The organism is Streptomyces sp. NPDC006384 (assembly GCF_042870695.1).
Classification (GTDB): Bacteria; Actinomycetota; Actinomycetes; order Streptomycetales; family Streptomycetaceae; genus Streptomyces.
Genome location: NZ_JBIAHR010000015.1, coordinates 104,223 through 117,466, shown reverse-complemented (window position 1 = coordinate 117,466; position 13,244 = coordinate 104,223). Strand labels below are relative to the sequence as shown.

Genomic DNA, 13,244 nt, shown 5'->3' with positions numbered 1-13,244 from the left:
GGGCCTCGCCCCCTCAGCCCGTCAGACGCGGTGCCCGCGCCCCCGCGTCCACGGGGGTGCCCGCCTCGACGTCCCGTGCCAGGTCGCGGGCCCACCCGGCGATCCTGCCCAGGTCCAGCCCGTGGGGTCGCCCGCACCCGTCCGGCGACGCCGCCCACCCGGTCACGGCCCCGGCGCCGCGCCGCAGCAGCCTGGCCCCGCCGGTGACGTTCCCGCGCGCCGCGTGGGTGAGCCCGACGGCCAGCTGGGCCAGACCCCGCCACAGCTCCCGCTCCCGCTCCAGCCCCGACTTCCAGGCGTCCTCGAAGACCTCGTGCGCGTGGAAGGGCTTGCCCTCGTCCAGCAGCCGCTGCGCCTCGGCGACCGTCTCCTCGGGCGCCCGTACGACGCCCTCCGGCTGGCGGGGGACACCCTGCGCGCCGTACGGCAGCGGGCGGCCGAGTCCGTCCCGCGGCCGGGCGCTGCGGGCCCGCCCCTCGTCGTCGCGGTCGCGGGCGGCCGCGGGGCGGCCGGAGGCTGTGCTGTCGGCAGGGCTGTCCATGGGCCGATTGTCCCCCGTCCGTGCCCGCTTAGGCGTGGCCCGGTGTGTGCGGTAGAGTGCTGTCCGCGTGATCGCGCGGTTCGCCGCGCGGGAGCACATCGGGACGTGGCGCAGCTTGGTAGCGCACTTGACTGGGGGTCAAGGGGTCGCAGGTTCAAATCCTGTCGTCCCGACTCGAGAGAGTCGCAGGCCGGAGGCCGTTTCGGAAGACATTCCGAGACGGCCTCCGGTGTTTTCCCCGCTCTGCGGTCCCCTCTCGGCGCAGCGCGCGCACCCGGGCGGCGTCACCGACCGGGACGGCGGTGACGAGACGGCCGGACAGTTTCTTGCGCCGCCGCCTGTTCACGGGGCGGGGGCCTCCACGACCGGCGGTTCGCCGCGCGGCAGGGTCAGGGCGGTGCGCAGGGCCGCGGCCTGCGCGGCGCCGATGCGGTCGGCCAGGACGCCCTCGATGACGGCGAGGGTGGCCTGGGCGCGGCGGTGGACGCGGGCGCCCTCCGCGGTGACGCGGATCAGGCGGTTGCGGGCCGAGGACGGGTCGGGGATCTGTTCCAGCAGGCCGAGGGCGAGCAGACCGTGCACGGCCTGGTGGGTGGTCTGCCGGGTCACGCCGAGGCGCCGGGCGAGTTCGGCGACCGTCGTGGCCTCCGCCTCCAGGAGGGCCAGGATCTGGCCCTGGGCGCTGCTCAGCGGCTGCTCGCCGGCCGCCCGCATGCTGGCCATCAGCGCGTCGTCGAACCAGCGTTTCGCCCCCGCCAGCAGCAGGGGCATGTTCGGTGCGGATTCCTTCGCTTGCGTCATGGTTCCTCGGGGCTCGTCAGGAGACCTGAGCATACGGGCGGGCGGCAGGACGGTGCTTCCCGGTGTCGCGCGGGGGGTGTCGCCCGCCCCCATCGTCAGGTAGCCTGACATATGTCGAACGTCAGGTGACCTGACAATCAACGCGGCCGGAGGTATCCATGACCATCGAATTCGCCAGGCGCACCCACTCCCTCATCCCCGCCGACCCGGGCAAGCCGTACTTCATCGAGAAGGGCATGGGCGACCGCGCCCACCTCTTCGGCGACCTCTTCACGATCTACGCGGGCGGACCGCAGACCGAGAACACCTTCAACTTCTTCACCTGCGACGGACCCAAGGGCGACACCATCCCCGCTCACTCCCACCCCGACACCTACGAGGTCTTCTTCGTCACCCAGGGCGCCGTCCGCCTCTTCGTCGAGGACCTCGAGGGCGAGCAGCACGAGAAGCTGCTCACCGTCGGCGACTTCGGCTTCGTACCGAAGAACTGCCCGCACGCCTACCGCATCGAGCGCCACCACAGCCAGATCGTCGGCGTCGCCGCGGGCCCCGGCGGCACCTTCGAGCGGTTCTTCGAGACCCTCGGCACCCCCACCGAGGAACTCGGCCTGCCGCAGCGCCCGTACGTGCCCGAGCCGCACAAGTTCGGCACCGTGCCGCAGCAGTACGACGTGACCTTCCTGCCCGACCACAAGTGGCGCACGGAAGGCTGAGCCCGCGATGGCGTACGTACAGGCGCTGCTGGCCGGCGCTCTCGTGGGCGCGCTGTACGCCGCCCTGAAGGTGAGGTCCCCGGCGCCCCCGCCGGTCGCCCTGTTCGGCCTGCTCGGCATGCTCGCCGGCCAGGCCCTGCCGGGGGCGCTGTGAAGTCCCGGCTCATGCGGCTGCGCGCCCCCGCCGTCAGCCTCGGGGCCGGGCTGCTGATGGGCGTCGTCTACTGGGCCCTCGGCATCACCTCGCCCGCCCCGCCCCTGATCGGACTGACCGGACTGCTCGGCATCGTCCTGGGCGAGCGCGCCGTCACCTGGGGGCGCGACCGGATCACCGCATCGAGACAACACATCCGGAAGGAAGAAGCCCATGGCAGTACCCGATGAGGGCACCGGCTTCGTCGACGTCCACGCCCACTTCGTCACCGACTCCTACGTACGGCAGGCGAAGGCCGCCGGCCACGAACTGCCCGACGGCGTGCCCGCCTGGCCGTCCTGGTCCGCCGAGGCGCACCTGGAGATCATGGACCGGGCCGGCATCCGCACCGCGATCCTCTCCGTCTCGTCCCCCGGAGTGCACTTCGGCGACGACGCGGCCGCCCGCCGCCTCGCCCGCGAGATGAACGAGGAGGCCGCCCGGACCGCCGCCGGACACCCCGGCCGCTTCGGCTTCTTCGCCTCCCTGCCGCTTCCCGACGTGGACGGCACCCTCGCGGAGATCGCGTACGCCTTCGACGAACTCGGCGCGGACGGCGTGGTCCTGGAGACCAACACCCACGGCGTCTACCTCGGCGACAGCCGCCTCGAACCCGTCCTCGCCGAACTCGGCCGCCGCGGCGCGGTCGTCTTCCTGCACCCCACCTCGCCCGTGTGCTGGGAGCAGTCGGCGCTCGGACGGCCGCGCCCCATGGTCGAGTTCATCTTCGACACCGCCCGCACCGTCACCGACCTGCTCATGGCCGGCACCCTGGAACGCCACCCGGGCCTCGAGGTGATCGTCCCGCACTGCGGTGGCGCGCTGCCCGTCCTCGCCGACCGCATCAACGGCTTCATGAAGCTCTTCCTGCCCGACCGGGCCGGCGACGCCCCCGACGCCGTGGAACAACTGCGGCGCCTGCACTACGACATCGCCGGCCCCGCCTTCCCGCGCCAGGTCCCCGCGCTGCTCTCCCTGGTCGACCCCGACCGGCTGCTGTACGGCAGCGACTACTGCTGGACGCCCGCGCACGGTGTGGACGCCCACGTCGCCACCGTCGACGCGGCCCCGGTCCCGGCGGGCGCCGGCAGCTGGCGGTCCCTGACGACGGCCAACGCCCACCGGCTGCTGCCCCGCCTGGCCGGCCGCCCGGCCCGGACGCCGGGGGAGTGACCGTGCATCCCCGGCTCGCCTCCCACCTCGCCCCGCCCGACCCCGCAGTACTGCCGCTGCCGCCCGCCGCGCACCCCGCCGACGGGGTCCGGCTGCTGCGGGCCGTCCCGTACGCCGCGCACGACGGCGCCCGGCCCCTGGAACTCGACGTGTGGCTCCCCGAGGAGCCGGTCGGCGGCCCGCTGCCCGTGATCGTCTTCCTGCACGGCGGCGCCTGGCGCACCGGGCTGCGCGACACCCTGGGGCCCCGCTTCCGCGCCTGGCGGCCCGGCCCCTTCGCCCGCCTCGTCCGCGCCGGGTTCGCCGTCGTCTGTCCCGACTACCGGCTCAGCGGCGAAGCGGTCTTCCCCGCCCAGCTCGACGACCTCGGCGCGGCGCTGGCCTGGCTGCGGACCCGCGCCGCCGAGCTGGGCGTCGACCCGGAACGCACCGTCGTCTGGGGCGAGTCGGCGGGCGGTCACCTCGCCGCCCTGCTCGCGCTCACCGCCGACCCGGCCCCGCGGGGCTGCGTCGTCTGGTACGGCCCGAGCGACCTCACCGCCGCGCCGGCGTACACCCCCGAGGCGGCCCTGCTCGGCGCCCCCGCCGCCGGCGTCCCGGACCTGGCCCGCGCTGCCAGCCCGGCCGCCCGGGTCGGACCGGGCGCCCCGCCGTTCCTGATCCTGCACGGTGCCGAGGACTCCGTGATCCCCGTCGCCCAGGGCGAGGCCCTGGCGTCCGCCCTCGAGGCGGCCGGCGCCGCGGTGGAACTCCGGACCGTCCCCGGCGCCGACCACCTGTGGATCGGGGCCTCCGAGGCGGACGTCGCACGCTGCTTCGCCGACTCTCTCGATTTCGCGCGGAGCCGCACGCGGTGACCGCCCGGTGCGCCCGCTCCCGCGAACTCCTTCGAGAGCGGGCGCACTTCGGCGGGACGCGGGCCGCCGGTGCCTCGGCGCCCGGCCGGGCGTCAGAGGTGACGGCGGCGGTCGGCGACGGCGCGCTCGTACCGGGCGCGGGCCGCGGCGACGGCCGGGCGGGCGGACACCTCGGCCACCGGAACGTCCCACCAGGCCTCGGCCCCGGGGGCGGCCGGCGCGGGGTCGGTCTCCACGTACACGCAGACCGGGCGGGTCGCGGCGCGGGCCGTCGCCAGCGCCTCGCGCAGCTCGCGCACCGTCTTGGCGCGCAGCACCTCCATGCCGAGGCTGGCCGCGTTGGCCGCGAGGTCGACGGGGAGCGGGGCGCCGGTGAAGGAGCCGTCGGCGGCCCGGTGGCGGTACGCCGTGCCGAAGCGCTCGGCGCCGACCGACTCGGACAGGCCGCCGATGGAGGCGTAGCCGTGGTTCTGCACGAGGACCAGCCTGACCGGCAGCTCCTCCTGGACGGCGGTGACGATCTCCGTCGGGTTCATCAGATACGTGCCGTCGCCGACCAGCGCCCACACGGGGGTGCCGGGCGCCGCCTGCAGCACGCCGATCGCGGCCGGGATCTCGTAGCCCATGCACGAGTAGCCGTACTCCAGGTGGTACTGGCGCGGGGAGCGGGCCCGCCAGAGCTTGTGCAGGTCGCCGGGGAGGGAACCGGCCGCGTTGATCACCACGTCCTCGTCGCCGGCCACCGCGTCCAGGGCGCCCAGCACATGCGTCTGCGCCGGTACGGCGTTGTCGTCGTCCGCCGTCAGGGCGGCCGTCACGATCCGCTCCCAGCGCTCCTTGCCGGCGCGGTACTCCGCCTCGTACGCCGGCGCCACCCGGTGTCCCGCGAGGGCGTCCGTCAGCAGGGTGAGGCCGGTGCGCGCGTCGCAGACCAGGGTGCGGGCGGCGAGCTTGTGGGCGTCGAAGGCGGTGACGTTGAGGTTGAGGAAGCGGACGTCCGGGTGCCGGAAGAGGGTGCCGGAGGCGGTGGTGAAGTCCGTGTGGCGGGTGCCGACGCCGATCACCAGGTCGGCGGTGCGGGCCAGTTCGTCGCCGACGGCGGTGCCGGTGTGGCCGATGCCGCCGAGGTCGGCCGGGTGGTCGTGGCGCAGGGAGCCCTTGCCGGCCTGGGTGGAGGCGACGGGGATGCCGGTGGCGTCCACCAGCGCCTTCAGGGCCTCCTCGGCCTCGCTGTGGTGGACCCCGCCGCCCGCGACGATCAGCGGGCGTTCGGCGGCGCGGACCGCCCGCACCGCCTCGGCCAGTTCCACCGGGTCGGGCGCGGGTCGCCGGACGCGCCAGACGCGGTCGGCGAAGAACTCCTCGGGCCAGTCGTACGCCTCGGCCTGCACGTCCTGGGGGAGTGCCAGGGTCACCGCGCCCGTCTCGGCCGGGTCGGTGAGCACCCGCATCGCCCGGAGCGCGGAGGCGATCAGGGCCTCGGGGCGGGTGACGCGGTCGAACCAGCGGGAGACGGGGCGCAGGGCGTCGTTGACGGACACGTCGGCCTCGGACGGGTGTTCCAGCTGCTGGAGCAGCGGGTCGGCGGCGTGCGAGGCGAAGTAGTCGCCGGGGAGCAGGAGGACCGGCAGACGGTTGATGGTGGCGAGGGCGGCGCCGGTGACCAGGTTGGTGGCGCCGGGGCCGATGGACGTCGTCACCGCCTGCGCGGACAGGCGGTTCAGGTGGCGGGCGTACCCGACGGCCGCGTGCACCATGGCCTGTTCGTTGCGGCCCTGGTGGTACGGCATGACGTCGGCGTACTCGACGAGCGCCTGCCCGATCCCGGCCACGTTGCCGTGGCCGAGGACGCCCCAGGTGCCGGCGATCAGACGGCGCCGTACGCCGTCGCGTTCGGTGTACTGGGCGGCCAGGAAGCGCACCAGGGCCTGGGCGGTGGTCAGTCGGCGGGTGACGGCGGCGCTCATGCGGACCTCTCCGGTGCGGTGCAGAGGGGGAGCCGGGGATCGGCCGGCTGCCCGGGCCAGGTGTCGCGGATCCAGGCGTGGTCGGGATGGTCGCGGATCAGCCAGGCGCGTCCGGCCTCCGGGCCCGCCATGACGTTGAGGTAGTACATGTGGTGGCCGGGGACGGCCATGGACGGCCCGTGCCAGCCGTCGGGGATCAGGACCACGTCCCCGTCGCGCACCTCGGCCAGCACGTCCGTGCCCCGCCCCTGCCCGGAGGGGGTGACGCGCTGGTAGCCGAGGCCGGGGACGCCGTCGTGGGCGGCGAACTCGAAGTAGTAGATCTCCTCCAGCACCGACTCCTCGCCGGGGCGGTGCTCGTCGTGCTTGTGGGGCGGGAAGGACGACCAGTTGCCGCCCGGGGTGAGGACCTCGACCGCGATCAGCTTGTCGCACGCGAACACCCCGGCCGCACCGAAGTTGTTGACCTGCCGCGAGCAGTTCCCGGTGCCGCGCAGCTCCACCGGCACCGACGACGCCGGGCCGTAGCGGGCGGGCAGGCGCCGGGTGCAGCGGGCGCCGGCGAGCGCGAACCGGCCGCCGCCCGCGGAGGTCACGGTCGTACGGGCGTCGCGCGGCACGTACGCGAAGTCGCTGACGGCGCTGAACACGTCCTGGCGGCCGTGGAGTTCGAAGGTGTCCTGCCCGGAGCCGCCGGCCGTGGAGACCGTGCAGCCGCCGCCGAGCGGGAGGACGATCCATTCGCTGTCGCCGCTGTCGAAGGTGTGGCCGCCGCCGGGCGGCAGGTGCAGGACGCGCAGCGCGGAATGGTCCCAGCCGGCCCTCTCCGGCGTCACGTCCACGGCGTAGGGGCCGCGCGCGGCCTTGCCCGCCGGAAGGTGGTACGTCATCTCCCCGTCCTCTCCTCGTCGTTCACAGCAGTCCGACGGCCGTGTCCACGGCCTGTTCCACGCTGCCCTCGGCCGGATAGAGCAGCGAGCGGCCGGCGACCATGCCCTGCACGGTGGGGAGCCGGAGCGCCCTGCGCCAGCGTTCGTAGGCGGCGGCCTGGTCCGCGGCGGTGGTGCCCGTGTCGCCGCCGAGCAGGACGACGGGCAGCGTGGACGCCTCCAGGGCCGCGCCCATGTCGTCCGGGTCGTGGGTGACGGGGAGCTTCAGCCAGGTGTAGGCGGAGGTGCCGCCCAGGCCCGAGGCGATGGCGACGGACCGGGCGACGGCCTCGGCGGACAGGTCGTTGCGGATCCGGCCGTCGGTCCGGCGGGAGACGAAGGGCTCCACGAACACCGGCAGCCGGTGCGCCGCCATGGCGTCGACCGCGCGGGCCGCGGACTCCAGCGTGGCCAGCGAGCCCGGGTCGTCGTAGTCGACGCGCAGCAGCAGCTTGCCCGCGTCGAAGCGCAGCCGGGCGAGGTCCTCCGCGCGGTGGCCGGTGAAACGGTCGTCCATCTCGAAGACGGCCCCGGCGAGACCCCCGCGGTTCATCGAACCCACGACGACCTTGTTCTCCAGCACCCCGAGCAGCAGCAGGTCCTCCAGCACGTCGGCGGTGGCGAGCACCCCGTCGACACCGGGCCGCGACAGCGCGACGCACAGGCGTTCCAGCAGATCGGCCCGGTTGGCCATGGCCAGCCGCCGGCCGCCGGCACCGAGCACGCCGCGCGCCGGGTGGTCGGCGGCCACGATCATCAGGCGGCCGGAGCCGCCGATCAGCGGCCGGCGCGCCCGGCGCGCGGCCGCCTCGGCGACGGCCTCCGGACGGCGGGCCCTGACCGCGGTGAGGTCGGGAATGCTCAGGGACACGGCAAGGCTCCGTTCAGGGGATCGCCCGCGCGAGGAGGGCGTCGATCTCCGCCCCGGTGGGCATCGCGGAGGAGCAGGCGAGACGGGAGGCGACGAGGGCGCCGGCCGCATTGGCGTACCGCACGGTCCGCTCCAGCTCCCAGCCGGCGAGCAGGCCGTGGCAGAGGGCACCGCCGAACGCGTCGCCCGCGCCGAGGCCGTTGACCACCTCCACGGGGACCGGGGGCACCGCGGCCGTCCGGCCGTCGCGGTGCACGGCGAGGACGCCCTGCGGGCCCTGTTTGACGACGGCCAGCTCCACCCCGGCCGCCAGCAGCGCCTCGGCGCACGCGTGCGGCTCCCGCAGGCCCGTGGCGACCTCGCACTCGTCGAGGTTGCCGACCGCGACGGTCGCGTGCCGCAGCGCCTCGGCGTAGTGGGGGCGGGCCTGACCGGGGTCGGTCCAGAACACGGGACGCCAGTCCAGGTCGAAGACGGTGACGCCGGCCTTGGCGCGGTGGGCGAGGGCGGTCAGGGTGGCCGTACGGCTGGGCTCCTCGCTCAGCCCGGTGCCGGTGACCCAGAAGACGCGCGCCGCGCGGATCGCGTCGAGGTCCAGCTCCCCGGGGCGGATCTCCAGGTCGGGGGCCTTGGGGCGGCGGTAGAAGTAGAGGGGGAAGTCGTCCGGCGGGAAGATCTCGCAGAAGGTGACGGGCGTCGGGTACGCGGCGACCGGCGCGACCCAGCGGTCGTCGACGCCGAACTCCTTCAGGGCCCGGCGCAGATAGCCGCCGAACGGATCGTCCCCCGTGCGGGTGATGACGGCGGCGGCACGGCCCAGACGGGCGGCGGCCACCGCCACGTTCGCCGCCGAACCGCCGAGGAATTTGCCGAAGGTCTCGACCTCCGCCAGCGGCACGCCCGTCTGCAGGGGATAGAGATCGACCCCGATGCGCCCCATCGTGATCAGGTCGAGATGCCGGTCCGGCTCGGGCATGTGCGTCGCTCCTCGGGCTCGGGGCGGGGGTCTGCCGCCTCCCAGGTGTATGACCCGGGAACGACCGTGTCAACACTTTGTACGGACATACGGACCTGCCGACAGGGTCATGTCTGGACAAAGCATTGACACCGGGCCTCCCGAGGACTTGTATCCGGTCCCAGCGCAACAGCCGTTCTCCTCCGGTCCGGCGCACGGCTCCCGTCGCACAGTGAGGTGCAGGATGATGGTCCGCTCTCCGTACGCACGCTCCCGCAGATTCGCCCCGGTCCTGGCCCTCGCCGCGGCGACGGCGCTGGCCCTCGCCGGCTGCTCCAGCGGCTCCGGCGGAAAGAAGGCCGACGAGAAGGACTCCGGCGCCCCCGCCGGCAAGGCGGACACCCCCCGCATGACCGTCGCCCTGATCACCCATCAGGCGCCCGGCGACACCTTCTGGGACATCGTCCGCAAGGGCGCGGAGGCGGCCGCCGCCAAGGACAACGTCAAACTCGTCTACTCCGCCGACCCCAACGCCGGCAACCAGGCCAGCCTGGTGCAGAACGCCATCGACCAGAAGGTCGACGGCATCGCCGTCACCCTCGCCAAGCCGGACGCCCTGCGCGCCGTCCTCGGCAAGGCGGAGCAGGCCGGCATACCCGTCGTCGGCCTCAACTCCGGCCTCGCCGACTGGAAGGAGCTCGGCCTGCTGCAGTTCTTCGGACAGGACGAGACCGTGGCCGGCGAGGCGCTCGGCAAGCGGCTGAACGAGGACGGCGCGAAGAACGCCGTCTGCGTCGTCCACGAGCAGGGCAACGTCGGACTGACCCAGCGCTGCGACGGCGTGCGGAAGACCTTCGGGGGGACGATCGAGAACCTCTACGTCAACGGCGCCGACATGCCCTCGGTGAAGTCCACGATCACCGCGAAGCTGAAGCAGGACGGCGCCGTCGACCACCTCGTGACGCTCGGCGCGCCCTTCGCGATGACCGCGACGCAGTCGGTCGAGGAGACGGGCGGCAGGGCGAAGGTGGTCACCTTCGACCTCAACAGGGAACTGACCGGTGCCATCGAGAAGGGCACCGTCGAGTTCGCCGTCGACCAGCAGCCCTACCTCCAGGGCTACCTGGCCGTCGACGGCCTGTGGCTCTACGAGCACAACGGCAACTACAGCGGCGGCGGCGAGCAGCCGGTGCTGACCGGCCCGGCCTTCGTCGACAAGACCAACGTCGAGGCCGTCGCCGGGTACGCCGCGAAGGGCACCCGGTGATGAGCGCGGCCCACCGGGCCGGTCCGGCGGTCACCGCACCGCCGGGCCCCGGCCCCGGCCCCGGCCCCGTCGACGGGCGGACCCGGCGGCGCCCGCTCGCGCTGCGGCTGCTCGCCCGGCCCGAGGTCGGCGTCCTCCTCGGCGCCGTCGCCGTGCTCGTCTTCTTCCTGATCGCCGCGCCCGCGGTCCGCGACGGCGGCGCCCTGGCGACCGTCCTCTACCAGTCGTCCACCATCGGCATCATGGCCCTGCCGGTCGCCCTGCTGATGATCGGCGGCGAGTTCGACCTGTCCGCCGGTGTCGCCGTGGTCACCTCGGCGCTCACCGCGAGCATGGTCAGCTACCAGCTGACCATGAACGTCTGGGTGGGCGTGCTCGCCGCCCTCGCGCTCTCCCTCGGCATCGGCGCGTTCAACGGCTGGGTGCTGGTGCGGACCGGACTGCCGAGCTTCCTCGTCACCCTCGGCACCTTCCTCATCCTCCAGGGCGGCAACCTCGCCGTCACCAAGCTGGTCACCGGCAACGTCGCCACCGACGACATCAGCGACATGGACGGCTTCGGCCAGGCCCGGGCGCTCTTCGCCTCGTCCTTCGGCGTCGGCGGCGTCCAGGTGAAGATCACCGTCGTGTGGTGGCTGGTCCTCGCGGCCCTCGCCACCTGGGTGCTGCTGCGCACCAGGTACGGCAACTGGGTCTTCGCGGTCGGCGGCGACAAGGAGGCCGCCCGCGCGGTCGGCGTCCCCGTCACCTTCACCAGGATCACGCTGTTCATGACGGTCGGCTTCGGCGCCTGGTTCGCCGGCATGCACCAGCTGTTCTCCTTCAACACCGTGCAGTCCGGCGAGGGCGTCGGCCAGGAGCTGATCTACATCGCCGCGGCCGTCGTCGGCGGCTGCCTGCTCACCGGCGGCCACGGCTCCGCCGTCGGCCCGGTCTTCGGCGCCTTCATGTTCGGCATGGTGAACCAGGGCATCGTCTACGCCGGATGGAACCCCGACTGGTTCAAGGCCTTCCTCGGCGTCATGCTTCTCGGTGCCGTCCTCGTCAATCTGTGGGTCCGCCGCGCGGCGACCCGGAGGTGATCGGAAATGACCAGCAGGACACCCGGCACCGGCCGCACCGGCGACCACGAGGCCGCTGCCCACGGCGCCGCCCTCCGGGACGGCCCGCCCGGCGCGGACCGGCCGCTCGTCGAACTGCGCGGCGCCGGAAAGTCCTACGGCCACGTCCGCGCCCTGCACGGCGTCGACCTCGCCGTCCGCCCCGGCCGGGTGACCTGCGTCCTCGGCGACAACGGCGCCGGCAAGTCCACCCTCATCAAGATCGTCTCCGGACTGCACCGGCACACCGAGGGCGAGCTCCTCGTCGACGGCGAACCGGTGCGCTTCACCGGCCCCCGCGACGCCCTCGCCCGCGGCATCGCCACCGTCTACCAGGACCTCGCGACCGTCCCGCTGATGCCGGTGTGGCGCAACTTCTTCCTCGGCTCCGAGATGACCAAGGGGCCCTGGCCCGTGCGCCGCCTCGACATCGCCCGCATGAAACGGACCGCCGACGAGGAACTGCGCACCATGGGCATCGTCCTGGACGACCTGGAACAGCCCGTCGGCACCCTCTCCGGCGGCCAGCGCCAGTGCGTCGCCATCGCCCGCGCCGTGTACTTCGGCGCCCGCGTCCTCGTCCTGGACGAACCCACCGCCGCCCTGGGCGTCAGACAGTCCGGCGTGGTCCTGCGCTACATCGCCGCCGCCCGCGAACGCGGCCTCGGCGTCGTCCTCGTCACCCACAACCCCCACCACGCCCACCTGGTCGGCGACCACTTCGGCGTCCTGCGCCTGGGCACCCTCGAACTCAGCGCGGACCGCGCGGACATCACCCTCGAGGACCTCGTCCACCACATGGCGGGCGGCGCCGAACTCGCGGCGCTCGAACACGAACTGGCGCAGCACGGACCGGCGCGGACGGACGGGGCCGGCACGGCGGCGTCCCCCGGCCAAAAGCCGTCCGTCCCCGCGCCCGGCGCCGCCGGGGACGACACCACCGCGTCCACCGAAGGAAAGGCCTGACATGCCCCCGGTACTCGACCGCATCCGCGTCGGCTCCGCCCCCGACTCCTGGGGCGTCTGGTTCCCCGACGACCCCCGGCAGGTCCCCTGGGAACGCTTCCTGGACGAGGTCGCCGAGGCCGGCTACGAGTGGATCGAGCTCGGCCCCTACGGCTACCTCCCCACCGACCCGGCCCGGCTCGCCGACGAGGTGGCCCGGCGCGGCCTCAGGGTCTCCGCCGGCACCGTCTTCTGCGGCCTGCACCGCGGCCCCTCCGAGTGGGAGAGCGCCTGGGAACAGGCCGGCCGCGTCGCCTCCCTCACCCGGGCGATGGACGCGGAGCACCTCGTCGTCATCCCGTCCTTCTGGCGCGACGACCGGACCGCCGAGATCCTGGAGCCGCCGGAGCTGACCGGCGAGCAGTGGACCGAGCTGGCCCGGGGCATGGAACGCCTCGGCCGCCGGGTGCGGGACACCTACGGCCTGGACATCGTCGTCCACCCGCACGCCGACACCCACATCGACACCGAGGAGCACGTCGAGCGCCTCCTCGACGCCACCGACCCCGGCCTGGTGAACCTCTGCCTGGACACCGGGCACTACGCCTACTGCGGCGGCGACAGCGTCAAGCTGATCGAGACCTACGGCGAGCGCATCGGCTACCTCCACCTCAAGCAGGTCGACCCGGAGATCCTCGCCGAGGTGCGCGCGGACGGCGTACCGTTCGGGCCGGCCGTGCGGCGCGGGGTGATGTGCGAGCCGCCCTCCGGCGTGCCGGAGCTCGGCCCGGTGCTCACGGCCGCCCAGGCACTGGGCGTGGACCTGTTCGCCATCGTCGAGCAGGACATGTACCCCTGCGAGCCCGACAGGCCCCTGCCCGTCGCCGTACGCACCCGCAGGTTCCTGCGCTCCTGCGGAGCCTGACGGCGGG

At 74.0% G+C, this 13,244-nt stretch carries 15 protein-coding genes and 1 tRNA gene; 10 read left to right on the top strand and 6 right to left on the bottom strand.

Annotated elements, in window-relative coordinates; all coding sequences use genetic code 11:
* Window positions 1-13: 13 nt before the first annotated feature.
* Window positions 14-541 carry a DUF309 domain-containing protein gene (locus ACFYOJ_RS21610; RefSeq protein ID WP_356554669.1) on the bottom strand — a complete coding sequence of 176 codons (528 nt, stop codon included), beginning with the start codon at window positions 539-541 and terminating at the stop codon, window positions 14-16.
* Window positions 542-640: 99 nt separating this feature from the next.
* Between ACFYOJ_RS21610 and ACFYOJ_RS21605 the strand changes: the two genes are divergently transcribed.
* Window positions 641-714, top strand: a tRNA-Pro gene (locus ACFYOJ_RS21605).
* 169 nt (window positions 715-883) lie between these two features.
* Here the strand turns inward: ACFYOJ_RS21605 and ACFYOJ_RS21600 are convergent.
* Window positions 884-1,342 (bottom strand): MarR family transcriptional regulator, encoded by a 459-nt coding sequence (locus tag ACFYOJ_RS21600; protein ID WP_356554670.1) that lies wholly within the window; start codon window positions 1,340-1,342, stop codon window positions 884-886.
* 158 nt (window positions 1,343-1,500) lie between these two features.
* Between ACFYOJ_RS21600 and ACFYOJ_RS21595 the strand changes: the two genes are divergently transcribed.
* The 5 genes from ACFYOJ_RS21595 to ACFYOJ_RS21575 are packed head-to-tail and all read left to right on the top strand — an operon-like array spanning window position 1,501 to window position 4,278.
* Window positions 1,501-2,055 (top strand): quercetin 2,3-dioxygenase, encoded by a 555-nt coding sequence (locus ACFYOJ_RS21595; protein ID WP_356554672.1) that lies wholly within the window; start codon window positions 1,501-1,503, stop codon window positions 2,053-2,055.
* A 7-nt stretch (window positions 2,056-2,062) separates the two neighbouring features.
* A complete protein-coding gene (locus ACFYOJ_RS21590) occupies window positions 2,063-2,209 on the top strand; it encodes a DUF1427 family protein (protein WP_356554673.1) in 147 nt (48 codons plus the stop codon).
* On the top strand, window positions 2,206-2,439 hold the full coding sequence (locus ACFYOJ_RS21585; protein ID WP_356554675.1) for a DUF1427 family protein: 234 nt from the start codon (window positions 2,206-2,208) through the stop codon (window positions 2,437-2,439). Before ACFYOJ_RS21590 ends, ACFYOJ_RS21585 begins: the two co-directional genes overlap by 4 nt.
* Complete coding sequence (locus tag ACFYOJ_RS21580) at window positions 2,423-3,421, top strand: amidohydrolase family protein (protein WP_356554677.1); 999 nt, start codon at window positions 2,423-2,425, stop codon at window positions 3,419-3,421. Before ACFYOJ_RS21585 ends, ACFYOJ_RS21580 begins: the two co-directional genes overlap by 17 nt.
* On the top strand, window positions 3,418-4,278 hold the full coding sequence (locus tag ACFYOJ_RS21575; protein WP_356554678.1) for an alpha/beta hydrolase: 861 nt from the start codon (window positions 3,418-3,420) through the stop codon (window positions 4,276-4,278). Before ACFYOJ_RS21580 ends, ACFYOJ_RS21575 begins: the two co-directional genes overlap by 4 nt.
* A gap of 92 nt (window positions 4,279-4,370) precedes the next feature.
* Here the strand turns inward: ACFYOJ_RS21575 and iolD are convergent, their stop codons facing one another.
* Genes iolD through iolC form a run of 4 tightly spaced genes read right to left on the bottom strand, consistent with a single transcriptional unit; the run spans window position 4,371 to window position 9,021 of the window.
* On the bottom strand, window positions 4,371-6,245 hold the full coding sequence (iolD, locus tag ACFYOJ_RS21570; RefSeq protein ID WP_356554679.1) for a 3D-(3,5/4)-trihydroxycyclohexane-1,2-dione acylhydrolase (decyclizing): 1,875 nt from the start codon (window positions 6,243-6,245) through the stop codon (window positions 4,371-4,373).
* A complete protein-coding gene (gene iolB, locus ACFYOJ_RS21565; RefSeq protein WP_356554681.1) occupies window positions 6,242-7,135 on the bottom strand; it encodes a 5-deoxy-glucuronate isomerase in 894 nt (297 codons plus the stop codon). The genes iolD and iolB overlap by 4 nt, the downstream gene beginning before the upstream one ends.
* A gap of 22 nt (window positions 7,136-7,157) precedes the next feature.
* Window positions 7,158-8,045 carry a deoxyribose-phosphate aldolase gene (locus tag ACFYOJ_RS21560; RefSeq protein ID WP_356554683.1) on the bottom strand — a complete coding sequence of 296 codons (888 nt, stop codon included), beginning with the start codon at window positions 8,043-8,045 and terminating at the stop codon, window positions 7,158-7,160.
* Window positions 8,046-8,058: 13 nt separating this feature from the next.
* Entirely contained in the window at window positions 8,059-9,021 is a 963-nt protein-coding gene (gene iolC / locus ACFYOJ_RS21555) for a 5-dehydro-2-deoxygluconokinase (protein WP_356554684.1), read from the bottom strand.
* A 226-nt stretch (window positions 9,022-9,247) separates the two neighbouring features.
* On the opposite strand from iolC, the gene ACFYOJ_RS21550 reads away from it, so the two are divergent.
* The 4 genes from ACFYOJ_RS21550 to ACFYOJ_RS21535 are packed head-to-tail and all read left to right on the top strand — an operon-like array spanning window position 9,248 to window position 13,237.
* The gene (locus ACFYOJ_RS21550) at window positions 9,248-10,267 is read left to right on the top strand and encodes a substrate-binding domain-containing protein (protein WP_356554758.1); all 1,020 of its coding nucleotides are present in this window, start codon (window positions 9,248-9,250) and stop codon (window positions 10,265-10,267) included.
* Window positions 10,267-11,349 (top strand): ABC transporter permease, encoded by a 1,083-nt coding sequence (locus tag ACFYOJ_RS21545; protein ID WP_356554686.1) that lies wholly within the window; start codon window positions 10,267-10,269, stop codon window positions 11,347-11,349. The genes ACFYOJ_RS21550 and ACFYOJ_RS21545 overlap by 1 nt, the downstream gene beginning before the upstream one ends.
* A gap of 6 nt (window positions 11,350-11,355) precedes the next feature.
* Entirely contained in the window at window positions 11,356-12,333 is a 978-nt protein-coding gene (locus tag ACFYOJ_RS21540; RefSeq protein ID WP_356554688.1) for an ATP-binding cassette domain-containing protein, read from the top strand.
* A 1-nt stretch (window position 12,334) separates the two neighbouring features.
* Window positions 12,335-13,237, top strand: a complete 903-nt coding sequence (locus ACFYOJ_RS21535; RefSeq protein WP_356554689.1) for a sugar phosphate isomerase/epimerase — start codon at window positions 12,335-12,337, stop codon at window positions 13,235-13,237.
* Window positions 13,238-13,244: the final 7 nt, after the last annotated feature.

Excerpts from the sequence above, each read along its gene's own strand:
- iolB (WP_356554681.1), bottom strand. The coding sequence starts at position 7,135 with ATGACGTACCACCTTCCGGCGGGCAAGGCCGCGCGCGGCCCCTACGCC.
- ACFYOJ_RS21590 (WP_356554673.1), top strand. The coding sequence starts at position 2,063 with ATGGCGTACGTACAGGCGCTGCTGGCCGGCGCTCTCGTGGGCGCGCTG.
- ACFYOJ_RS21535 (WP_356554689.1), top strand. The coding sequence starts at position 12,335 with ATGCCCCCGGTACTCGACCGCATCCGCGTCGGCTCCGCCCCCGACTCC.
- ACFYOJ_RS21545 (WP_356554686.1), top strand. The coding sequence starts at position 10,267 with ATGAGCGCGGCCCACCGGGCCGGTCCGGCGGTCACCGCACCGCCGGGC.
- ACFYOJ_RS21600 (WP_356554670.1), bottom strand. The coding sequence starts at position 1,342 with ATGACGCAAGCGAAGGAATCCGCACCGAACATGCCCCTGCTGCTGGCG.
- iolC (WP_356554684.1), bottom strand. The coding sequence starts at position 9,021 with ATGCCCGAGCCGGACCGGCATCTCGACCTGATCACGATGGGGCGCATC.
- ACFYOJ_RS21610 (WP_356554669.1), bottom strand. The coding sequence starts at position 541 with ATGGACAGCCCTGCCGACAGCACAGCCTCCGGCCGCCCCGCGGCCGCC.
- ACFYOJ_RS21595 (WP_356554672.1), top strand. The coding sequence starts at position 1,501 with ATGACCATCGAATTCGCCAGGCGCACCCACTCCCTCATCCCCGCCGAC.
- ACFYOJ_RS21580 (WP_356554677.1), top strand. The coding sequence starts at position 2,423 with ATGGCAGTACCCGATGAGGGCACCGGCTTCGTCGACGTCCACGCCCAC.
- ACFYOJ_RS21550 (WP_356554758.1), top strand. The coding sequence starts at position 9,248 with ATGGTCCGCTCTCCGTACGCACGCTCCCGCAGATTCGCCCCGGTCCTG.
- iolD (WP_356554679.1), bottom strand. The coding sequence starts at position 6,245 with ATGAGCGCCGCCGTCACCCGCCGACTGACCACCGCCCAGGCCCTGGTG.
- ACFYOJ_RS21540 (WP_356554688.1), top strand. The coding sequence starts at position 11,356 with ATGACCAGCAGGACACCCGGCACCGGCCGCACCGGCGACCACGAGGCC.